19 protein-coding genes and 2 pseudogenes are annotated in these 22954 nt (G+C 45.9%); 7 read left to right on the top strand and 14 right to left on the bottom strand.

All coding sequences use genetic code 11. The features are described from left to right. From mshL to EYQ95_RS07505, 7 genes are all read right to left on the bottom strand, one after another. Positions 1-1629 carry a pilus (MSHA type) biogenesis protein MshL gene (gene mshL / locus EYQ95_RS07475; protein WP_207916268.1) on the bottom strand — a complete coding sequence of 543 codons (1629 nt, stop codon included), beginning with the start codon at positions 1627-1629 and terminating at the stop codon, positions 1-3. 62 nt (positions 1630-1691) lie between these two features. Continuing rightward, complete coding sequence (locus EYQ95_RS07480; protein WP_111915271.1) at positions 1692-2057, bottom strand: hypothetical protein; 366 nt, start codon at positions 2055-2057, stop codon at positions 1692-1694. Next, positions 2047-2730: a type II secretion system protein GspM gene (gspM, locus tag EYQ95_RS07485; RefSeq protein WP_111915272.1), complete on the bottom strand. Its 684-nt coding sequence runs from the start codon at positions 2728-2730 to the stop codon at positions 2047-2049. The genes EYQ95_RS07480 and gspM overlap by 11 nt, the downstream gene beginning before the upstream one ends. After that, a complete protein-coding gene (locus EYQ95_RS07490) occupies positions 2727-3356 on the bottom strand; it encodes a PilN domain-containing protein (RefSeq protein WP_111915273.1) in 630 nt (209 codons plus the stop codon). The genes gspM and EYQ95_RS07490 overlap by 4 nt, the downstream gene beginning before the upstream one ends. Continuing rightward, positions 3353-4336: a hypothetical protein gene (locus EYQ95_RS07495; RefSeq protein ID WP_111915274.1), complete on the bottom strand. Its 984-nt coding sequence runs from the start codon at positions 4334-4336 to the stop codon at positions 3353-3355. Before EYQ95_RS07495 ends, EYQ95_RS07490 begins: the two co-directional genes overlap by 4 nt. Before the next feature lie 358 nt (positions 4337-4694). Further along, positions 4695-5729, bottom strand: a complete 1035-nt coding sequence (gene pyrC / locus EYQ95_RS07500) for a dihydroorotase (RefSeq protein WP_111915275.1) — start codon at positions 5727-5729, stop codon at positions 4695-4697. A 48-nt stretch (positions 5730-5777) separates the two neighbouring features. Next, complete coding sequence (locus EYQ95_RS07505; protein WP_111915276.1) at positions 5778-6380, bottom strand: thymidine kinase; 603 nt, start codon at positions 6378-6380, stop codon at positions 5778-5780. A 156-nt stretch (positions 6381-6536) separates the two neighbouring features. Here EYQ95_RS07505 and EYQ95_RS07510 point away from each other — a divergent pair, with 156 nt between their 5' ends. Next, positions 6537-7799 (top strand): adenosine deaminase family protein, encoded by a 1263-nt coding sequence (locus EYQ95_RS07510; RefSeq protein WP_111915277.1) that lies wholly within the window; start codon positions 6537-6539, stop codon positions 7797-7799. A 30-nt stretch (positions 7800-7829) separates the two neighbouring features. On the opposite strand, the gene EYQ95_RS07515 is transcribed toward EYQ95_RS07510, so the two are convergent. Beyond that, a complete protein-coding gene (locus EYQ95_RS07515) occupies positions 7830-9179 on the bottom strand; it encodes a diguanylate cyclase domain-containing protein (RefSeq protein WP_111915278.1) in 1350 nt (449 codons plus the stop codon). A gap of 143 nt (positions 9180-9322) precedes the next feature. On the opposite strand from EYQ95_RS07515, the gene EYQ95_RS07520 reads away from it, so the two are divergent. Further along, positions 9323-10330 (top strand): GGDEF domain-containing protein, encoded by a 1008-nt coding sequence (locus EYQ95_RS07520; RefSeq protein ID WP_111915279.1) that lies wholly within the window; start codon positions 9323-9325, stop codon positions 10328-10330. 2 nt (positions 10331-10332) lie between these two features. Here EYQ95_RS07520 and EYQ95_RS27215 read toward each other — a convergent pair whose 3' ends face one another. The 4 genes and pseudogenes from EYQ95_RS27215 to EYQ95_RS07535 all read right to left on the bottom strand — a co-directional run bounded on the left by EYQ95_RS27215 (position 10333) and on the right by EYQ95_RS07535 (position 13766). Continuing rightward, positions 10333-10743, bottom strand: a complete 411-nt coding sequence (locus EYQ95_RS27215) for a methyl-accepting chemotaxis protein (RefSeq protein ID WP_370443885.1) — start codon at positions 10741-10743, stop codon at positions 10333-10335. A 126-nt stretch (positions 10744-10869) separates the two neighbouring features. Further along, positions 10870-11640 (bottom strand): annotated as a pseudogene (locus tag EYQ95_RS27220) (PAS domain-containing protein); the annotation flags it as partial. Between the two features lie 135 nt (positions 11641-11775). Beyond that, on the bottom strand, positions 11776-12378 hold the full coding sequence (gene ssb / locus EYQ95_RS07530; protein ID WP_111915281.1) for a single-stranded DNA-binding protein: 603 nt from the start codon (positions 12376-12378) through the stop codon (positions 11776-11778). Positions 12379-12392: 14 nt separating this feature from the next. Then, a complete protein-coding gene (locus tag EYQ95_RS07535) occupies positions 12393-13766 on the bottom strand; it encodes an MFS transporter (RefSeq protein ID WP_207916270.1) in 1374 nt (457 codons plus the stop codon). Positions 13767-13947: 181 nt separating this feature from the next. Between EYQ95_RS07535 and uvrA the strand changes: the two are divergent. After that, positions 13948-16764 (top strand): annotated as a pseudogene (gene uvrA / locus EYQ95_RS07540) (excinuclease ABC subunit UvrA); the annotation flags it as partial. Positions 16765-16805: 41 nt separating this feature from the next. Beyond that, on the top strand, positions 16806-17747 hold the full coding sequence (gene glsB / locus EYQ95_RS07545) for a glutaminase B (protein ID WP_111915283.1): 942 nt from the start codon (positions 16806-16808) through the stop codon (positions 17745-17747). Here glsB and EYQ95_RS07550 read toward each other — a convergent pair. Then, a complete protein-coding gene (locus EYQ95_RS07550) occupies positions 17744-18412 on the bottom strand; it encodes a hypothetical protein (RefSeq protein WP_165924696.1) in 669 nt (222 codons plus the stop codon). The two genes, glsB and EYQ95_RS07550, sit on opposite strands and share 4 nt — an antisense overlap. Positions 18413-18649: 237 nt before the next feature. Further along, on the bottom strand, positions 18650-20245 hold the full coding sequence (locus EYQ95_RS07555; protein ID WP_111915285.1) for an AbgT family transporter: 1596 nt from the start codon (positions 20243-20245) through the stop codon (positions 18650-18652). Positions 20246-20421: 176 nt separating this feature from the next. Between EYQ95_RS07555 and upp the strand changes: the two genes are divergently transcribed. From upp to EYQ95_RS07570, 3 genes are read left to right on the top strand one after another with little or no spacing between them, the layout of a single operon-like run. Beyond that, the gene (gene upp, locus EYQ95_RS07560) at positions 20422-21051 is read left to right on the top strand and encodes a uracil phosphoribosyltransferase (protein WP_111915286.1); all 630 of its coding nucleotides are present in this window, start codon (positions 20422-20424) and stop codon (positions 21049-21051) included. Next, positions 21048-21767 carry a hypothetical protein gene (locus EYQ95_RS07565; RefSeq protein WP_111915287.1) on the top strand — a complete coding sequence of 240 codons (720 nt, stop codon included), beginning with the start codon at positions 21048-21050 and terminating at the stop codon, positions 21765-21767. The genes upp and EYQ95_RS07565 overlap by 4 nt, the downstream gene beginning before the upstream one ends. Beyond that, complete coding sequence (locus tag EYQ95_RS07570; RefSeq protein ID WP_111915288.1) at positions 21764-22447, top strand: PepSY domain-containing protein; 684 nt, start codon at positions 21764-21766, stop codon at positions 22445-22447. Before EYQ95_RS07565 ends, EYQ95_RS07570 begins: the two co-directional genes overlap by 4 nt. Positions 22448-22954 lie beyond the last annotated feature (507 nt).

Raw genomic sequence — 22954 nt, forward strand, 5'->3', positions numbered from 1 at the left:
TTATTCCGCGTCGTACCAACGGCGCAGCAATTCACGCGAGCGCTCTAATTCGGTGTCCCATGTTTCCGCACCAACGATGGTAGGGCGAAGCATAATCACTAGTTCTTTTTTCACTTCACGCTGACGACGGTTACTAAATAGCTCTCCCACTAAAGGAATACTCCCTAACACCGGCACACTAGAAACATCTTCGGTATAACTGGTTTGCATTAAACCACCAATGACAACCACCTCACCGTCGCGAGCTCTGATAATTGTGTCTGATTCCCGAATATTGCTGCGCGCTAGCGGTAGGACGAAACTCTCGTCGTTCAGGGAAATAATTTTTTCTTGTTCAGTGGTTTCCGTGACTGAAGGGTGAACATGCAGCGTAATGTCACCGTTGTCTCCTATTTGCGGTGTTACGTCGAGCGCAATACCCGAGAAAAATGGAGTTAGCTGAATGTTTGGCGACGACGTTGTGGCGTTACCCGTAATGGTTGTCGTGGAAACGTCAGTCACAAAGTACTCGTCTTCACCGACTTTAATAATCGACTTTTGGTTATTCGTTGCGGTAACTCTAGGACTAGAGAGCACTTGAACTTGACCTTGGTTCGACAACAATTGCACCATGCCGGCAAAGTCACTGTTGCTAAACGTAATACCTAACACGCCGCCTAAGCTGCCACTTTCAATGCTTGAGCCGCTGAATGAAGCGCCAAAACCTGAGCTTGCTGAAGTAATCCGAGACCAGTCTACGCCTTGTTGATACTGGTCATTCAACGTAACCTCTACAATACGCGCTTCGAGAACAACCTGGCGCTGTAAGCTTTGTTCTGCAGACTGTAAAAAGTCTTTCGCGGCACGAATTTCAGCAGGGTACGCGCGAATTGTCGCAAGTCCGGCTTGAGGAGAAACCACAACAGAACGGCCGCCACCGTCGCCAACGATTCCCGTAAGAATGTCTTCTAATTCGCTCCAAAAATCAGTTTCGTTAGACGTTGAAATAGAACTTCCACTCTGCCCCGTGCCAATTTGGCTCGAATTACTGCGATTGCTTTGACTTCCTTGATTCCCCAACAAGTCCGACCCAGTATAATTACTATTCGACTGACTATTACTGTTCTGGTTTAAGCGATTATTACCCGCTTGATCTGCCACTCCACCAGAAGTAATTTGTGTTTGGCTTAAGCCTAAGCGACGCAAAGACAGGTAATTCAGCGCCACGGTTTCTGTTCTTAATCCCGCAGGAAAAACTCTATAAATACGGCCTTGTTGGCGAATGTCGTAACCGAAAATGTCTTGAACAACGTCTAACGTTTCTTGCATGGTCACGTCGCGCAAGTTCAGCGTAATACCGCCGCGGACATCGGGGTGAACCACTACGCTGTATGGTGACTCAGCGGTAAGCTGGGCGAAAAAGTCGCGCGCTGCCATGTCTCGCGCTTGAATAGAAAAGCGCGGCTCTTCTAGCAACTGACGTACAGAATTAGACTGTAAATCACCACCCTGACGTAACTGAGCACGCACCTCGTCGGGTACGTTTCGTTGCTCTGCTCTTTGCGCCGTTGTAGGGTTGTTCGACAGGGCTTCATTAGCTTGCTCAGACAATTCTTCTGGCGGCGTCCCCATGCAACCAGACAGAGCCATTACAAGACCTCCTAACAATAAGGTCTTGCCCATATAGAACTGCATCAGGCTCACTGTCTTTTTCATGACGATTCCTTGCTTATACTCAACTGCCCTTGCTCAAAAACGGTCAAGCGCATAATTTCTTCTTCTCGCTGTAGCGTAACTTCATTGGCACCGATGTCTGTAACAGCCCACTCGCCTACGCGATCACCTACTCGGTAAATCTCATTATTAATGGTCGCTGTTGCCGCACTCTCAACATACCAGATGCTTTGCAAAGTTAAACGCAGGCTTCTCATACTCTCTACGAGAGAGCCCTGCTCGATCGTTGTCCCCTGGAGGAACGCATCGGGTGGACGAGTTGGATCAACCATTTTCTCTTCCGCCATGGCATGCGCATTAAAAAGCCCGACCAAAGACAACAAAAACACCATGCTACTGCGCATTTTCGCCTCCCTCGTCACTTTCTGCCGCCACTGTGCCATAACTCAGCGTATATAAATTAAGAGTTACCCTAGCTTGTGGGTACTGTATTACTTGATAATCTAAAGACTTCCAATAAAAACTTAAAGGCAATTCATTCAAGTTCGTTAGGTAATTATGAATTCCTTCAAAATCACCCTCGAGAACAACTTCTACAGGGTGACGATACACTTCCATAGCCGCCTGCTCAGTTGCTTGTTCCGAATCTTGAGTCGTTGTTAACGGTGCCGCCGGCTTTGCGTCGAAGTAGGTCAGCTCTAACGACTCTGTTGATATTAAAAGCGACTGAATCCAAGTTAACAGTTCACTAGGCTGCACAAATTCGGCCTGCGCCTCAAGACTTTGTGTTAGACGAGCATTCTGTCGTTGTAATTGCTCAATACGCTGCTCGGCACTTCGATTCAAATCAACATTCGCACGCGCCGTAAGCTCTGGTATTCCAGCTTCAAGGGCGGTGGTAGTAGTACGAACATTGTCTAGCTCGGTTTTAACTTGCGCCCGCTTTTCTAATGCTGGTTCTATCATAACCAAAAAGCCTATCCAGCCAATGATCCCGATCAATAAAACACCAAGAATCCACTGTTCTCTGATTGAGCGGCTGTCAAAACCATCTTTTAACCGTGCCCAAATTCTCATTGCTGTGAACCTCGAGCTTGTCTGGTTCCAGAACTTGCAACTTCTCTAGGGCTAGAGACTATGGCGAAATTCAATGCACGTTCACTGTCTCGCTGTAATTCAACAACTGAGAATCGATATGGACTAAGCGTATCTACTTCCTTAAATCGCTCCATCCAATTTGGAATTGCTGCCGGTTGCACGGTTTTTCCGTATATTTCTAATCCACTTTGGTCAGCATAGATTCGCGTTAACCAAATGCCTTCAATATGCACTCGAGACAGATCACCCAATACTTGGCTAAAGTCGATATTGCTCAACCTGTTCGTTGTGTCAAAACGTTGTAGCAACCTTGTTTTCGCAGTTACTTCTCGCTCTAACACACGTTCGCTTCTCACTAACTCAGGTGCTACCCGGGCGTTACTTACGCGCGCGTTTAATGTAGCTACTTCATTTTGTAACTCGGTTAGCTCAGCCTGTTGTTTGTTCACTTTGCTCTGCAACGATGCAGTCGACACTTTAATCATAATCAGCGCTGTGACCAAAAACACTACAACCAAACTTGCGGCAATACTTACTTTGTTTGCCGATATAAGCTTTATTTCAGGTTTTAAAGACGCTTGGTAGAGGTTAACGCGATACTTCATGCCGCTGCCTCCGCGTCAGAGTCTGCTGCTATGAGCCACAGTAAGCCACTTAATACTGCGAGGTCACTAAAGTCACCCGCGCGAAGCTCTTTCGCCCAGTCCGGGTATTGCAAGACACTACTCTGCATACCCAGTTGCGCGCCCACCATATCGACAATTTGCGGGGCTTGCGGATGATTGGTGGCTAAAACCACTTGCGTGAGCGGCGCTTGCCTAAGTTGGCTTGTATAGAAGTCGAGTGAGCGCTGTATTTCCAAGGCCAGCTGTTCGACCTCGTCCATGTTTTCGGGAGACATTTTCCCGATCTGGGTAATACGCGTTAACTCTCTGTTCAACACTAACCTTTGCTGCGCAATAATATGTAGTTCGTTACTTTCATGCTGGGTTTGAGAAAGTGCCAAAATACGCTCATCAGGGGCAAACCAATACGTAAAGGCGACGTCTGCATTTACAATACCCTGAACATCAAACTTCTGTTCGTGAATAATGTCGAGTAGAGGCTGTAAAAACGAACGGCTAGCCGCGATAGCCACAATTTTGTTTTCGCTACCGGCCTGAATAGGCAAGTCGCAGTAGTCGACAACCATGTCTGCGGCGTCGATATTCACCAAATCTTTCAAGGTCCATTGTAATGCGGCGGGAATGTCATCTTCAGCAACATCGGGCTTGTCGACACTCACTTGCTCAACGTATGCAGAGCTTAAAACGATCTGCAACGGCTGTTGTTTGAAGTCGAATTTGTCGTAACGCTTGAGTAATTTAGCTAATGCTTTGGCATGGTTGTCGTTAGCAACTTCAATTTCGTCATTAACAACAAGCTCCCACGCTTTACTATTCCAGGAAAGAACTGACGAAGAGGCTATGCCATCCTTTTTCTTAGATTTCAGGATAGCTAAATGAAGTGCTTTTTTCTGCACGCTAACAGCATATACATATTGCTGCTGATTTCTTTGCGGCCATTTAAACACGTTAAAACTCATGCTCCCTTCGGCGAATTACTGGCGTCCTACCAGTACTTCAATTTTATTATAATTATGCTCGCGAAAGATATCCCCCGCGAATTCTACAACACCGTGTGTTTGCGCTTATTTCACATGACCTTCGCCAGGGTAAAATAATAATTGACCATAGGAATTTTATCCATTTGTCTATTTTAACGGCAATCGTGTTAAAAGTCTTGTAATTTCGATATAACAAAGAGGGTATTTTAAGGGGTGAAAAAAGTGCACGCCCCGGCGTGAAATTCACAGCGCGGAGCGTGGCAGGGGTTCCTGCGGGGGCAGGAATTCTTTTCAAATGGTTTAACTAGCTATCGGATGTTACCAGCAGAGCTTGAACTTAATTTTCACATTTCCATTGCAGCTGCTCGTTTGCCCAATAAGGAACAAAAGGTTCGCTACCGATTTGAACGCTTGCAGGTACTGTCCAAGTGCTACGTTTCAATGTGATCTTGTCTTCATTCACGGGTAAACCATAAAACTCTGCACCAAAACGGCTCGCGAAGTTTTCTAACTTATCTAATGCGTCCATACGGCTAAAGAACTCAGCGTATAACTCAATAGCAGCAGGAGCCGAATAACAACCTGCACAACCACATGCGGCTTCCTTTTTATGACGAGCATGTGGTGCAGAGTCTGTACCTAAAAAGAATTTCGGACTACCGCTAACTGCAACAGCTTGTAAGGCTTCTTGGTGTGTTCTGCGCTTCAATACCGGTAAGCAAAAGTTATGCGGCCTTACGCCACCCACTAATAAGTCGTTACGGTTCATTAATAGGTGCTGCGGAGTAATCGTTGCACCCACGCCAGCGTGAGACTCTTTCACAAAGTCGGCTGCATCTTTTGTAGTAATGTGCTCAAGTACCAGTTTTAAACGTGGGTGCTTGTTTACAATCCCAACTAAGTGGCGATCAATAAATTCTTTTTCACGATCAAAGATATCGATTTCAGACTCCGTGACTTCGCCGTGGACGAGCAATGGAACGCCCTCTTCTTCCATGGCCTCAAAAACAGGTCCCATGTCTGCTACCGAAGTTACACCTGCGTCTGAATTTGTAGTTGCTCCTGCTGGGTAGAGCTTAAAGCCAATAACATCAGGATTCGCCGCTGCTTGGCGAATATCATTCACTGACGTCGTTTGCGTGAGGTAAAGTGCCATCAACGGCTGGAATGTATGGCCCTGAGGAAGAGCGGCCATAATGCGCTGCCGATATTCCATAGCCGCAGCAACCGTAGTTACCGGCGGAACCAGATTAGGCATAATGACAGCACGATTGAACACCTTCGCAGAAGCTGGAACTGTACCGGCTAATAGGTCATCGTCTCGTAAATGAAGGTGCCAGTCGTCGGGGCGAATAATACTCAAAGTATCCATGTACAGTCCTCAGTCGATAAATGTGCGAGGAATTATACTGGAAACCGGTTACTTTGACATCGCCTCAGACCAATGTTGTCTGCAGCAGGATATATAACGGTCGTTACCACCAATGGCAATTTGCTCACCGGCTTTTACAGCATTGCCATTTTCGTCGACTCTCAACGACATCGTAGCTTTACGACCACAGTGACAAATCGTTTTCATTTCAGCCAGTTTGTCAGCCACAGCCAACAGCACAGCACTACCGGCAAATGCTTTACCAAAGGCATCGGTGCGAATGCCGTAACACATTACAGGAATGTTCTGCTCGTCGACCACACGGGTAAGTTGCCACACTTGTTGTTCGGTAAGAAACTGAGCTTCGTCGATAAGTACACAGTCTATAGCAGGCCGGGCTTTACGTGTTTGCTGCCATTTTTGCTCGATGCTCTGAATTAGTTCAGCTAAGTTTTCATTTTCGGTAAACGGCATGGCTTCACGCCCAATACCCAAGCGAGACTGAATTTTTCCAACACCTGCTCGGTTATCTAAGTTCGGTGTAAGTAATAAAACTTTCTGCCCTCTTTCTTCGTAATTGTGGGCAACTTGTAGCAAAGAAGTACTTTTCCCTGCATTCATTGCAGAGTATGTAAAATAAAGTGAAGCCATTGTTGGTCCGTTATAAAGCGTGGTGAGATTATTTTTATTTTAGCTATTTGCCCGATTACTTTACCGAAGCCGACTCATGAAGACAATTTCCAAACCGAGCAATTCAGTATATTTTCAGATATAATATTCGGTTAAATTCACGCCACGGAGACGCTTATGCCATTTAGCCCGAAAGCCTCAGATTCACCCGCCAAGTTTTCTCTCGACTTTATTCGCGAAATGCCAAAAGCCGACTTGCATTTGCACTTAGACGGCAGCTTACGTATTGAGTCACTTATTGAGATGGCTAAAGCAGGTAAAATCGAGCTTCCTTCTTATACCGTAGACGGTTTGTACGACAAGGTTTTCAAGTCGCACTATGCGAACCTAGGTGAATACCTGAACGGTTTCCAATACACCTGTGCCGTACTACGTGATTTAGAGAATATGGAACGTGCGTCTTACGAATTGGCAATGGACAACCTAGAGGAAGGCGTAAACTACATTGAAGTTCGTTTCGCCCCGCAACTGCTGATGGACCCAGCCAATGGCATTGGCTTCGACGAAGTTATGCATGCTGTGAACAACGGTTTAGCCCGAGCGAAAAGTGAGTATAACCAGCGCCCAGACGTAGGGTTAAGTGAAGGGTTAAAGCCTCCATTTGAATACGGCATCATTAACTGCGCAATGCGTATGTTTGGTAAGAAAGGGTTTTCTCCGTATTACACGCAACTATTTAACTTAATGCGCGACCACGATGATATGGCAGTGATCAAAGCTGCTGCTATGGAAATGATACGCGCCAGTATTCGTATGCGTGACGAAGAAGGTCTACCTATCGTAGGGTTAGACATAGCCGGACAAGAAAATGGTTACCCTGCCAAAAAATTCAAGGAAGTATACGAGTATGCACACCAGAACTTTTTACTCAAAACCGTACATGCCGGCGAAGCCTATGGTGCAGAAAGTATTTTCGAAGCGCTTACTAAGTGCTACGCAGATCGTTTAGGCCACGGCTATTCTTTGTTCTCACCTGACATGATTGAAGACGCCAGCATTAAAGACAAGAAAGCGTATAGCGAACACTTAGCGTCTTATATTGCTGATAGAAGAATTGCGGTAGAAGTTTGCTTAACCAGCAACTTACAAACTAACCCTGCTATTGGTGACATTAAGAACCATAACTTCAAGCACATGCTAGAGAACCGCCTGGCTACCGTGATATGTACTGACAACCGTTTGGTATCGAGAACCACTGTCAGTGACGAGTATAAACTAGCACTCGATAACTTCCCGGTACCCGTAAAACGTTTAAAAGATATGGTTGCTTATGGGTTTAAAAAGAATTTCTTCCCAGGCAGCTATATTGAAAAGCGTGCGTACGCGAAGCATACGTTGAATTACTTTGACACGATTGCGCACAAGTACGGATTAATTTAACGAAAAAACAAAAAAGAGCTAGGAATTTACCTAGCTCTCGTTCTCTTTTCTTTCTCGTTTATTTTCATACATTTTCTTGTCTGCTGTTTTTAGCAGATCATCAAGGCTTTTACCCTCTTCACTATAGGTAGCAGTGCCTATACTCGCGCCTACATAAAGCTTCTTTCCGTTGTGCTCAATGGTGGTCTCCACAATGGCTGTACGAATCTTCTCAACCACAAAATCTAAATCTTTAAAGCTACGCATTCGAGTAAGAAGCAGTAAAAACTCATCGCCTCCAATTCGAGCTGCCACATCTGTACTTGAGATCGACTTACGCAGCGTGTCAGCGACAGCAATTAGCATATCGTCACCAACTTTATGCCCATACAGGTCATTAATTTGCTTAAAACCGTCTAAATCTATATACAAAATGGCAAACTGAATTCTTTCTTTTGCGTTCTTGGACATCAAAAGCTCTGTGAATTGGTCCAAATATCTTAAATTTGTCAATCCGGTGAGTTTATCCTCGCGTGCGTGTTTACGCGCCAAATTCAAGGCCCAGTCGGTGTATCCAAGTATAGCTAGGATAGCGAACAATAGAGATATACCCAGAATACGAACAAGGTGTTCCCGGTACCAGGCGATGCGCTCAGAAAAAGCCGTCAGCTTCTCATAAGCTAGGATCCAGTTGCCATTGGGTAAATTAACAACTAACTCGGGGTTACCCCCTTCGAATATCGATTCTTCCCCGTAAAATATATCTCCATCTCGACCACGCCCGTGTCTGCCCCGTAACGCAAACCGAACACCTTGATCGGCTAACTCCGTCAGGCCTGCTTCATCAAACAAGATATCTGTATTGATAACTACACTTGCTCCTCCCCAATAACGATCAGGGTTGTTGACCTCGAAAATAGGAACTCGTGCTATCAAGGCTGTACCACCTTGCACTAAGTTTACGGGTCCTGAAACCACCATTTCCTTAGATTCCATCGCTTGGCGAACAGATGCGTACTGAATTGGGTTAGTTCGAAAATCAAAGCCAATGGCTTCCTCATTGCCCTCTAGGGGATAGACATAGCGAATAATATTGTCAGGGGCCAGACCGATATTACGAATAGCGTCCGCCCGCTCATACAAAGCTCTTGCTATAGGTTCCCATTCCTCTGAGTCAGAATTCGGATTCGCAGATATATAAGTTGCTAAGGACTCAGACAAGTAGATGTCATGAAAAATAATGGATTCTAGTTGCGCTCTTGCGAGCTGAAATTTCAGCGAGCGTTCAGCTCTTTCTTCTGAAAGGAGTTGGTCGCGGTATGCAGATTGTGCATATTCAATGCCTACAATGCTTAAAAGCATCAAAGGAACAGCTAAGTATATTGTTATGCTTTTTTTCATTGGATCCTTTGTTCGCAAATGCGACCGACTGTACAGGACAGTGATATTTTACAGCTCTTAAACCATAGAGTTCAGAGGTAATAGCTTAAATACGACGATTGTCATAGAATCGAGCAGTTAACCATAAAAAAAGTACAAAATAAATGAATGCATATCAGGCTCTTGAGCACCAGAGAAAACTTCTTTTTGTGACATTATGGTTGGTTATTACGCTCTCATTAGTCATAGGATCAATCAATGTTGTCTCTTTTCAAGCGAACACCATAGCATCTTTTAATTTCACTTCAGCTGTACTGGGATTGGTGATTCTTCTATATTTCAAACGGACCCAAAATCTTAATGTTGCTTCATGGTCGGTCATTCTGGCCGTAATTTTTAATCTCTTTATGTTTATCTTTATTGCAAAAGGACAAGCATATTCATTAATTTGGTTTACGGTCTTAGCGCCGCTCAGCTTTTTCTTACTCGGGAAAACTGCAGCTTCTTGGGTATCCGCAATCGCTTTTGTTTTAGCATTAATTTATGTGGGATTTTCACTTCCTAACTCGAACCCACACCCACTTAAAGTTGGCGCATTACTTAACGTCGCAGAAGTATTTGTAGTGCTGTGGTTCCTATTTAGGTATTACGAACGCGCTAGGCAAGACGCGTATCAAGCACTCGAAAAGGTGTCCATTACCGACCGTCTAACCGGTTTACATAACCGCGGTCGATTGGAAGATTTACTGGACTACCACTTACAACTTGCAAAGCGGGATTCATCGCCTCTATCTATTGTGCTAGCAGACATAGATTACTTTAAAAACGTTAACGATGAGTTTGGTCATCTGGAAGGAGACAGAGTTCTTAAACAAGCTGCGAAAGATTTAAGGTCGGGAATACGGGAGACAGATATCATTGGTCGCTGGGGCGGAGAAGAATTTTTACTAGTGTGTCCCGACACTGCTTCCACAGGTGCAGCGACATTAGCTGAGAAATTACGAGACCAAGTTGCTAAACGCGTACAAACTCTCGACGGTAAATCAGTAACGCTTAGCTTTGGAGTGGTTACGGCGCATCCCAACGACACACCTACTCAGCTTATTTCAAGAGCAGACAAAGCCCTTTACCAAGCGAAAGAGCGCGGCCGTAACCTCGTCATCACAAACTAATATTATTTGAGCAGCTCGTTCAAGTTACCCATCTGCACTCTTAACTCTTCGATGGTTTGGTCGAGCTGGCCGAAGCTTAAAACAGCTTCTTCCATTTGCGTTACGTTGGCGTCTGAACTTGCCGAAACTTCTTCTACAGTGGTCGAAATTTCACCCATTAAACTAGCGTTACGAGAAACTACATGTTCAATTTTCGAAGTCGCCTCTTGGGTTCTTTTCGCAAGCGTTCTCACCTCGTCTGCAACTACGGCAAACCCTCGACCTGATTCACCCGCTCGCGCAGCTTCTATCGCAGCATTAAGTGCCAATAAATTCGTTTGCTCTGCAATTGCGTTAATCGTGGTTACAATGGTTACAATATCTTTAGACTGTTCGTTGAGCTGCGAAGACAATTCACCCACAGTTCGAATCATGCCCGAAAGTTCTTCTCCCGAGGCTCGGGTAGAAGACAATTTTTGTTTGGACGTTGAAGACTGAGAGTTTGCATGGTCACATTGGGTATTCACGCGATCGCTAATGTCTCTGACCGCAACGACTCGATGTGTTACATCGGAAGCCACTTTAATAATACGATTGACTACGCCATCACGGTTATAAATTGGATTATATGTAGCCTCTAACCAAATATCGTTGCCGCGTTTATCTCTTCTGTGAAACCGCCCATCAAAATACTCACCGCGTTGAAGCTTGGTCCAAAAGTCTGGGTTTTCCTTATAAAACGACTCGTCACAAAACATTTTATGATGTTTACCCACAACCTCACTTTCTTCATAACCAACAAGAGATAAAAAGTTCTCGTTAGCACTGACAATAACGCCTTCAGGGGTAAATTCTATAACGCCCATCGACCTGTTCAGTGCATCGGTCAGAGCTTCTAGCTCTCGTAATCTGTGTCTACTCTCTGTAATGTCTGAAGCAATTTTCATGACCTTTACGACTTCGTTATTACTATTCGTTACCGGAAAATAGGTCGCACTTAACCACACGAGGTCGCCGTTTTTCTTAACGCGACGAATATTGCCTGAGCTGGCATGTCCCTCCGCCAGCATACGCCAGTGTTTTTTATAGTCTTCAGAATTAGAATATTTGTCCTCACAGAGGATACGATGATGTTTCCCAATCAAATCGGAAGGGCTGTACCCGGTAACATCTGCAAAGAGCTGGTTTACTTGTTCTATTACACCTTGGGGAGTGAACTCGATATAAGGAACGTGTTGTCTAATCGACTTTAAATAATCAATAGAAACTTCGTTTGCAGAGGAAGGAGCAGGTTTATCATTTTCTTTTTTTAGAAAACCAAACATAGTCATGTCCAAGCTATTTTCATATAACTTTAAAATTAGACTAAAAACGAAAGGTTATCCACGCTTAGTGTACTGAATTATCAACATAAAAAAGCCCCGCAAATGCGAGGCTTATCTAGTTTATGTGATATTCCATTCTGATTAAAATGGAATATCGTCATCAAAGTCGTTGTTTGGCATTGGAGCAGGTTGCGGAGCTGGTTGCTGCTGCGGCTGAGCCGGCTGGCCATAACCACCTTGTCCCCCCTGATTACCTTGCGACTGTTGCTGAGGCTGACCGTAACCACCGCCTTGCTGTTGTTGCTGTGGTTGGCCGTATCCGCCTTGGTTTTGCTGAGGCTGCTGAGCAGGCTTCTGCTGTTGCTGCCAGTTATTAGAACCTTGGCTTTGGCCTCCAAAGTCACCGCGACTGTCTAGCATTTGTAGGTCGTTACAAACAATTTCAGTGGTGTAACGGTCTTGCCCGTCTTGGCCCTGCCACTTACGCGTTTGCAAACGGCCTTCGATATAAACCTTAGAACCCTTTTTCAGGTACTCACCTGCAATTTCAGCCACACGGCGATAACAAACCACACGGTGCCATTCGGTATTTTCACGCTGCTCACCAGTTTGTTTGTCTTTCCAAGTTTCGCTCGTTGCGACACTTAGGTTGGCCATGGCTTGACTATTTTGCGTGTAACGGACTTCTGGATCTGAACCTAAGTTACCGATCAAAATAACCTTGTTGATACCACGACTCGCCATAATCCTCTCCTATTTTACTGAACTCCTGACAGCAATGTTTTCACTGCTTCAGGCTTATATAATTTGGGGTCAACTTTTAAATAAGCTGTTTGCTCTGTATGCACTACGGAGGCTTCCTCTACACCCTGTAACTGAGTTAGCTGTTCGGCCATTAAATTAGCCTGCTGGCCCGACATTTCTGGTAACGACAATGTAACTCGAGTGGTAGGTTTTTCCGCTTTCATGCCTGTTGTTACGAGTAACCAACATAGTAGCAGCACAATGCAAAAAATCATAACTGCATTGTGCCCTCCCCAAGCAGAAATTGCACCACCCAATGTACCACCTAAAAAAGCTCCGAAAAATTGAAAGGTGGTGTAAATTCCACTCGCAGATCCTTTGCTACCCGCAGGTGCGTGCTGACTTAGTTGGGCGGGTAATGTAGCTTCCAAATAATTAAAGCCTACAAAAAATAGCGTTACGCCTAGCATTAGCGCTGGTAATTGCTGAGAAAAAGACGCAATAACTGCAAAACCAATCAATAAAAATAATGCCCCTACTCGAATCCCCAAAACCGTTTTCTGACGACGTATCACCCACAGCATGAAAGGAATCATAACTGCAAACGACACCAGGACTGTGACTAAGTATGCTAATCCATGCCACGAAGCGTTTAGTCCAGCTTCTATTAAGTTTATGGGAAAGCTTACAAACCATGCGGTTAACACTAAATGAAGCACACCGACCCCAGACTGAAGTCTAAGTAGTTGTGTATTTTTTAAGAGCTGCTTCATTTCGTCAGGCACAGCAATCACTTCTCTTGAGCCTGCTGCTTGTTGTGGCGCTTGTATAAATTGCACCACAAATAAAGCCGCTAATGCGCTCAAGATTGCTGTAACCCAAAATATCCCGGAAATGCCAATATATTCAGCCAGAACGGGGGCGGCGACCAACGCCACCACAAAACTTAAGCCAATGCCCATACCAATTGTGGCCATGACCTTGGGCCGTTGTTCCGGCCGAGCCACGTCTGCAGCAAGTGCCAGAATTGCGCCAGCTATAGCACCTGCACCCTGTAAAACACGCCCAACAATAACCCATCCGAGCGTAGGCGCAGCTGCGGCAACCACGCTGCCGATTGTAAACAGAAGCAAGCCCGCAACGATGACCGGTTTACGGCCTATTCTGTCGGAAAGCATTCCCATCGGAATTTGCAGAAACGCTTGAGTAAGACCATATGCACCAATGGCAATACCGACCAACATTGGCGAATAGTCAGGATAGTTTTGACCGAATATGGCTAACACGGGCATGATCAAAAACAGGCCAAGCATACGCAGGCCGAATATAGACGCGAGCGATACCGCATGGCGCTTTTCTGTTTGATTCATGGTGTCGGTTGAAGCCAAAACTGCAATTCCGTTACGCGGGGTAAAAATGGAACGCAAGTTTACCAGAACCGCGAGCAATTCGACACACTGAAACATAACCTCGCTGTTGCACTTTTCTTTAATGCTTTACGTACTTCAAAATGCGGTTGTCGCTGTGCGATAATGGTCGATTATTCTTCACACGAGGAAAGCTGGTTACATGGATAAAATTGATATCCGCGGTGCAAGAACACACAATTTAAAGAATATTCATCTTGAAATTCCGCGAGACAAACTAGTTGTTATTACAGGGCTTTCAGGTTCGGGTAAGTCTTCACTTGCGTTTGACACGTTGTACGCAGAGGGGCAGCGGCGATATGTAGAGTCTTTGTCGGCTTATGCTCGTCAATTCCTGAGCTTAATGGAAAAGCCGGACGTGGACAGCATTGAGGGTTTGTCGCCAGCGATATCTATTGAACAGAAGTCGACTTCTCATAACCCGCGCTCCACCGTGGGTACAATTACAGAAATATACGACTATTTGCGACTGATGTTTGCTCGCGTCGGCGAGCCACGCTGCCCTAAACACCATGAACCGCTAGCCGCGCAAACTATTTCCCAAATGGTAGACCAAGTTTTAACACTACCCGAAAACAGCAAGATTATGCTGTTAGCGCCAGTGGTGAGAAGCCGCAAAGGTGAACACCAAAAAACATTAGAAAACCTTTCAGCACAAGGTTTCTTGCGCGCTCGTATCGACGGTAACGTATGCGACTTAAGTGACCCACCTGAACTTGAACTCCATAAAAAGCACGACATTGATGTAGTAGTCGATCGCTTGAAAGTTCGTGAAGGTATTGAACAACGCCTTGCTGAGAGTTTCGAAACAGCATTGGAGCTCAGTGGTGGTACTGCGATGGTGGTTTCTATGGAAGAAAACACCTTTGAAGACCTACTATTCTCTGCCAACTTTGCATGCCCGCAATGTGGCTATAGCATGCAGGCACTCGAACCTCGAATGTTTTCTTTCAACAACCCAGCGGGAGCATGCCCTACCTGTGACGGTTTGGGGGTTGAACAATATTTTGATCCTGAAAAAGTAGTCACCAACGCCGAACTAAGTTTAACCGGTGGCGCCATACGCGGTTGGGACAAGAGAAATTTCTACTATTACCAGATGCTTCGCTCGTTGGCGAAACACTATGAATTTGACCTCAATACACCGTTCCAGAACTTGCCGGAAGAAGTCCGTGAAAAGGTACTCTTCGGAAGCGGATCAGAGGAAATCAAATTTACCTATGTGAACGACCGAGGCGATACGGTTGCGCGCAAACATAGTTTCGAGGGTATTGTGCCCAATATGCAGCGTCGCTACCGTGAAACTGACTCTAACGCGGTACGTGAAGATCTGTCGAAGTATATTGCCACCAAACCTTGCCGTTCATGCGAGGGGACTAGGCTACGTGAAGAAGCGCGTAATGTATTTGTACAAGAGACTACTTTGCCAGAAGTTGTTGAGCGATCAATTGCCGACTCACTGGCTTTCTTTAACGCCCTCGAACTTACGGGTCAGCGCGCAAAAATCGCGGAAAAAATATTAAAAGAAATTAATGACCGACTGCGCTTTTTGGTGAACGTTGGTTTGAACTACCTGACACTTAACCGTAGTGCGGAAACGCTGTCTGGCGGTGAAGCACAGCGTATACGATTGGCAAGCCAAATCGGTGCCGGCCTAGTCGGAGTTATGTATGTGCTGGACGAGCCGTCGATTGGATTACACCAACGCGATAATGAACGACTTTTAAACACGCTTACCCACCTACGTGACTTAGGCAACACGGTGCTCGTTGTAGAACACGACGAAGACGCCATACGTGCAGCCGACCACGTGATTGACATTGGCCCGGGTGCTGGAGTGCACGGTGGTGAGATCATCGCGCAAGGTACCATGGATGACATCTTAGCAAGTGAGCGTTCACTTACAGGACAATACCTTTCAGGCAAGCTCAACATTGACGTACCGAAACAACGTGTGAAAGCTGGTAAAGACTGGCTAGAACTTGATGGTGCTCGGGGAAATAACCTCAAGAATGTTAACCTGCGTGTGCCGATTGGTCTTATGACCTGTATTACGGGTGTTTCGGGGTCAGGAAAATCGACGCTCATTAACGACACACTTTGGCCATTAGCGCATAAAGAACTCAATGGAGCAACGTCGGACACGGTTGCGCCGCACGATGAAATACGTGGCTTAGAACACCTCGACAAAGTCGTTGATATTGACCAAAGCCCTATTGGTAGAACACCGCGCTCTAACCCCGCTACTTACACGGGAATTTTCACCCCAATTCGGGAATTGTTCGCGGGTGTCCCGGAAGCAAGAGCTCGAGGTTACAAACCTGGCCGCTTCAGCTTTAACGTGAAAGGTGGGCGCTGTGAAGCATGCCAAGGCGACGGTGTAATTAAAGTTGAAATGCACTTCTTACCCGACGTGTACGTGCCTTGCGACATTTGTAAAGGTAAGCGCTACAACCGAGAAACTCTGGAAGTTCGTTACAAAGGTAAAACCATAGACGAAGTGCTAGAAATGACGGTTGAAGACGCACGAGAATTCTTCGATGCTGTACCTGCTATAGCGCGAAAACTGCAAACACTCATGGACGTAGGCTTGTCGTATATTCGCTTAGGCCAGTCGGCAACGACCTTGTCTGGGGGTGAAGCGCAGCGCGTTAAACTTTCGCGGGAGCTGTCCAAACGGGATACGGGCAAAACCCTGTATATCCTGGACGAACCAACCACCGGCCTGCACTTCCATGACATCCAGCAGTTACTTGCAGTGATTCATCGTTTGCGTGACCATGGCAATACGATCGTTGTCATTGAGCATAACTTGGATGTGATTAAAACCGCAGACTGGATTGTTGATTTAGGTCCAGAAGGCGGCAGCGGCGGCGGGGAAATCCTCATTGCAGGAACACCGGAAGAGGTGAGCCAAAGCGAAACCTCTCATACCGCAAAATTCCTTGCGCCAATGTTATAAAGGTAATGCTTTAAGCGAAAAGGGTTAATAGGAGAAGAATGGAAGGTACAGTTGTTCACCCTAAACGTACGCAAGCACTGCTTGAGAAAATTCTCGAGAATGCTCGTGCGTTGCCGAACGACGGTAAACTAGCAGACTACATTCCGGCATTGGCGGCAGTGAACCCAGAGCATTTAGGATTAGCTGTAGTCGAAATTAACGGCGATGTTCATACAGCCGGCGACGCGTACGTACCTTTCTCAATTCAAAGTATTTCCAAGATATTTAGCTTGATTCAAGCCATGCAGCGATTAGGTGACGACTTATGGCAACGTGTCCGCATGGAGCCTTCTGGGCAAGCGTTTAACTCGATTGTACAGCTGGAATGGGAGCATGGTATTCCGCGCAATCCGTTTATTAATGCAGGCGCGCTTGTAGTTGCCGATGTGCTCACGCGCCATTACTCAGCAAGCAGAGCCGCTTTCATTCAATTTATCAGAAACCTAGCGCAGAACGACAGCGTTATTGCGGACGAGGAAGTTTGGCACTCCGAGCTAGAGCATGGCAACCGCAATGCAGCAATGGCGTATTTGATGAAAAGCTTCAGCAATATTGAAGCGGAAGTTCCAGACGTTCTCGACCACTATTTCTATCAATGCGCTGTGAGTATGAACTGCGTTGACTTAGCCACTAGTCTTTCATTTCTGGCAAACCGTGGGGTTCACCCATGCACTAACGAAACTATTTGCGATCACCGCTCAACTCACCGTATTAACGCGCTGCTATCTACCAGTGGTATGTATGATCAGTCTGGTGAGTTCGCTTTTACCGTGGGCTTACCGGCCAAAAGCGGAGTAGGCGGTGGATTAGTTGCAATAGTTCCAGACTACGGCGTGATTTGTGCTTGGAGTCCCAAGTTAAATGCGTTCGGCAACCCTCACAAAGGCGTATACATGGTGACGCAGCTCGCTGAAGAACTTGGCTTAAGCGTTTATAGCTAACAGTTTTCTAAACAGCGCGGTGAATATAAGTAGGAATGAGAAATACCGAAGTCGCTGTACACCATTGGTAAACGTCCTGAATGATGAAGTTCATCAAATAGTGCTCTAATACGTGCATGGTTGTGCGCGATTCTCTCACTCAAAATCAAGTGTGTAGTGTAGCTATGGTCAATCTCGGGATTAGGTGACAAACCGTTGATATCAAGATGCTCTCGCAATGCCAGCCAATGTACGTATTCGTCGGTAAGTACCGCAAGGTCAATTCTACGGTTCGTTAGCATGGTAATTAGAGACGCTTGCGAGTCGGTACTATACACGTTGTAGTCAAGCTCGAGCACGTCGCGAGCAGTGCTAAAACCTGCGAATCGGTAGTGATAACCTAACACCCCACCCACTTTTAATGAGCCATCTACAGTGAAGCCAATCTCGCCACTATCGAGTCGCGACCTTAGTCCATACAAGCGTTCCGTACCTTTATTCAGCACAGGCCCCGCCACTACATTAGGATATCTACTCCATCCCCAGCTCAGCGATTCGAACATCATTAAGTCGCAACAACCGTTTTCACTAAGCGAATCATATCGTTCCGAGGGGCGCACTTCATGAATCACAAATCGAAAGTCGTCTTGTATTTCATTCAGAGCGTCGACGACTACGGAGACCATATGTTGGTCTGAACGAGGCGAGTAGTATGGGGGGAATTCGTAAGCTGCAACGCGAATAACTTGAGGCTCAGATTCTTGTGCGTAAACGCTAGCGCTACACAGCGCGCTGCACAGTACCACAAGCAAAAACACAAACCTCAATTTCGCCATTTAAGCTCCAATGAACTCAAGACTATTTAACTTAGGGTAGGCAACCCTATTAAGCTGCCTACCTTTTCTTTGGTTTTCTACCTGGCTCTAGTTTCCTGGCATCGTATAGTATGTTTCCGCACCCGGACCTACAGGGAAGCCGAGCACAAATACAAAGATAAAGAACAAGGTCATCCAACCTACGAAGAACACCATGCTGTAAGGTAGCATAATCGATATCAGAGTGCCGATACCTAAGTTCTTCTGGTAACGCGCTGCTACAGCCAATATTAGACCAAAATAACTCATCATTGGAGTAATTATATTCGTTACCGAGTCACCAATACGATACGCCGCTTGAATCAACTCTGGTGCATAACCAATTAGCATCAGCATCGGTACGAATATAGGAGCTGTTACCGCCCACTGCGCAGACGCAGAACCAATCATCAGGTTCACGAATGCACACATCATAATGAACAAAATGAATACCATAGGCCCAGTAAGGTTTATCGACTGCAAGAAATTTGCGCCATTTACGGCCAGAATCGTACCAAAGTTAGTCCAGCCAAAGAACGCAACAAACTGAGCGGCAAAGAAAACCAATACAATGTATAAGCCCATAGAACTCATGGTTTTCGCCATCGCGTCAATGACGTCCCGGTCGTTACGCATTACTTTAGTTACATAACCGTACACAAAGCCTGGAATAGCAAAGGTAATAAATATAAATACCACGATCCCGTTCAAGAACGGTGATTTCGCAATTTCACCTGTTTCTTGATTTCGTAATACACCGTTTTCAGGGATGATGGTGATCGCCAATAACGCCAGTAACGCAACAAAAGTGAGGCCTGCGAAGATAAGACCTTTCTTCTCTGTCTTAGACAGCTTTTCCATTTTAACGTTCGGGTCGATTTCTGCGTCTGGATCGATATCGTCCGGATTGTATTTACCGAGCTTCGGTTCAACAATTTTCTCGGTAACAAAAGCACCAAGAATAGCAATCAGGAAAGTACTCGCAAACATGAAGTACCAGTTCATTTCCGCGCCAACCACATAATCTGGGTCAATAAGTTGCGCCGCTGAAGTGGTGAAGCCGGCAAGAAGCGGGTCTACCGTACCAATGAACAAGTTAGCACTATAGCCTGCAGAAACCCCCGCAAATGCTGCAGCCAAACCCGCTAGCGGGTGACGGCCCAGTGAATGGAAGATCATCGCCGCTAATGGTACTAGCACCACATAACCAAGCTCAGACGCTGTGTTAGAAATAACACCAGTGAATACTACAGTAACGGTAACCATACGCGGAGAAGCACGCATAACCATGCCTCTAAGCAGTGCTTCTAGCAGGCCACTACGTTCGGCAATACCCACACCAAGAATGGCCACTAGCACCACGCCCAAAGGCGGGAAGTTCGTAAAGTTAGTGACTAGATTAGAAACGATATAGCGTAAGCCATCACCACTTAACAGGTTGTTTACGGCAATCATTTCGCCTTCGCTACCTGGGCGAGGATCAGCTACAGCAAGACCGAAATAGCTCGCGATACCACTCGCTAAGATGACAAAAACACTAAAAAGCGCAAATAAAGTAATTGGATGCGGTAGCAAATTGCCAAGCCACTCAACACCGTCAAGAAACCTAGTAAACCAACCTCTACGTCCCATTAGGTCGTTATTCTGCGTATTGTCTGCAGACATAAATCGCTCCTTTGGTCGCGCTCTTCTGGCGCGTTCTCGTTACAACAAAACAAATCAAGCGCACCATTCTATATGAAAGCGGTGACTCTTGGTAGCAGACCGTTATAATGAGATGTTAACTATGCGAAACTTAAGCTTAATCAATAAAAAGAAGAATCCAAATAAGGAGCTGTACTATGGCGCTGCATGTAATCGACCATCCTCTGGTTCAGCACAAACTCGGGTTGCTCCGCGAACACGACATCAGCATCAAGAATTTCCGCGAATTAGCGAATGAGTTGGGCAACCTTCTCACTTACGAAGCTACCAAAGACATGCCGTTAGAAACTAAAGAAATCAAAGGCTGGAGCGGCAACCCTATCCAAGTAAAAACGTTAAAGGGTAAAAAGGTAACCGTAGTGCCTATTCTGAGAGCTGGCATGGGCATGCTCGACGGAGTATTGACGCTTATTCCTGGTGCAAGAGTTAGTGTTGTGGGTTTATACCGTGATGAAGAAACCTTACAGCCAGTTTCTTATTTTGAAAAATTCGCAGGTAGCATAGAAGAACGGGTAGCGTTGGTGATAGATCCGATGCTAGCTACGGGAGGCTCCATGATCGCAACCCTCGATATGCTGAAAGAAAGAGGCTGCCGAGATATTAGGGTGTTAGTGCTTGTCGCCGCGCCAGAGGGTGTGAAAAAGGTTAGTGAAGCACACCCCGATGTGGATATTTATACCGCCAGCTTAGATTCACACTTGAATGAGCATGGTTACATTATTCCTGGCCTAGGCGATGCCGGCGACAAAATATTTGGTACACGATGAAAAGAATAACAATTCGCAAGTTACATAAATGGATTGCGTGGATATTATCCATACAGGTTGCACTTTGGGGCATAAGTGGCGCCTACATGGTGTGGATGAAGCTTAGCTATATCCATGGCGGCCATTTAGCCGAAAACGCCGAAATTACGACCGGAACCATTAATCAGCAAGCATTTCGCACGATTACGGAACGTTACCCCAACGCTGAATACATAAAATGGGTTAACCGAGGCTTGGTAGACGCTCCCGAAGGAGCAATCGAAGTGAAAACAAGAGACGAGCTTATACTCTTCTCTTCAGAGTCTTTATTCCCCATTCAGCCAAGCCGCGAAGACATTGAGCGCATCGCGAGCCGTGTTTATACAGCCTCCAGCGAAGCATCGATTCGTAGCATTACCTTCCTTCATCAAAGCGGTCCAGGCGAACTATCTTCTTCACATTTGCCGGTATGGCAAGTTGAGTTTGACGACTGGGTAAATACGACGTTGTATTTTAAAGCTGAAACAGCTGAGTTGGTGACAAGACGCTTCAGCTTTTGGCGCGCGTTCGACTTCTTTTGGATGCTCCACATTATGGATTATAAAACCCGAGCTAATATTCAAACTCCGTGGCTAGTTTTCCTCACCCTACTCTCTATCGGGTTTATTGGCACTGGAACGGTTTTAACGGTCCGCCGTTTAAAGCCTCGTAAGCGCAGAGTGGTGGGTGCACGATGAAACGTAAAACGCTATTTATGCTCCATAAGTGGACTGCTGTGGTTGTCGGAGCTCAGTTTCTCATTTGGTCTATTACAGGGCTTTACTTCTCCTTAACAGGTCATGAATGGCTTAATGCTGAACAAAACCGAATGCATCCTAATAATACAGCAGTGCTTAGTGCCCCCGAATGGTATCCAGACCACGAAGAAATTGAGTCGGCAACACTTCAGCGCGTAGCTAACCAACTTGTTTGGAATATAGTCACCACAACAGGGTCTAACTGGCTCAGCGCAGAAACAGGGGACACATGGACGGCTAACGCCCAAGTTGCTCGCGTTATTGCCGAGCAAAGCTATCATGGTGCGCTCAGTGCAACTGATGTTCACTTTTATCCAAATGGTATCGATGTGCTTATTAATGAAGAGCTTAGCGACCTAGGTGACGGTGTCTATGAAGTGATCTTCGACGACACGTTGGAAACCACAGTCTATGTCGCTGAAAAAAATGGTGAGGTCATAACGCATAGAAATAAGTGGTCAACGCTGAATGACTGGGCATTTAGGCTTCACTTCATGGACTATAACGGTGGCAAAAACTTTAATAACCCTCTGACTTGGACCTTCTCTGCTGCTTTTCTATGGTTCATTACCACAGGCATTTGGCTACTGTTAGTAAGCATCAGGTTCAAACGTAAATAACAAAATGGGGTCAGAGCACTAAGTGCTCTGACCCCGTCTTCAATATCGCTCTAAGCCATAGGCTTTGGGGGTTTCAGAGAAATTCTAAGAGGCTCCGTGCAATCCCCCTGTTGAAGCTGAGTTTACCTCTTAATCTATTGTTTATAAGAACCTTTTCCTAAAAAACAAATGGGGTCAGAGCACCTAGTGCTCTGACCCCATCTTCTTTTGCGTACAAAAAAGCCCGCACGAAGCGGGCTTTCAATTCAGCTTGCTAGCTCTAGATTAGTCTACAATCTTAGATACTACGCCAGCACCTACTGTACGGCCTCCGGCCTTTCGCAGGCTCAAGGCGCTCACCTGCTAAAAAGGGTCCACCGGACCCTTTTCTTAACGCGTTCGCCCTTCCCGCAAACCGTGAAGCTGGCCTCCAAATACAAAAAAGCCCGCACGAAGCGGGCTTTTCAATTCAGCTTGCTAGCTCTAGATTAGTCTACAATCTTAGATACTACGCCAGCACCTACTGTA

The sequence above is a fragment of the Lysobacter sp. N42 genome, from assembly GCF_004344885.1.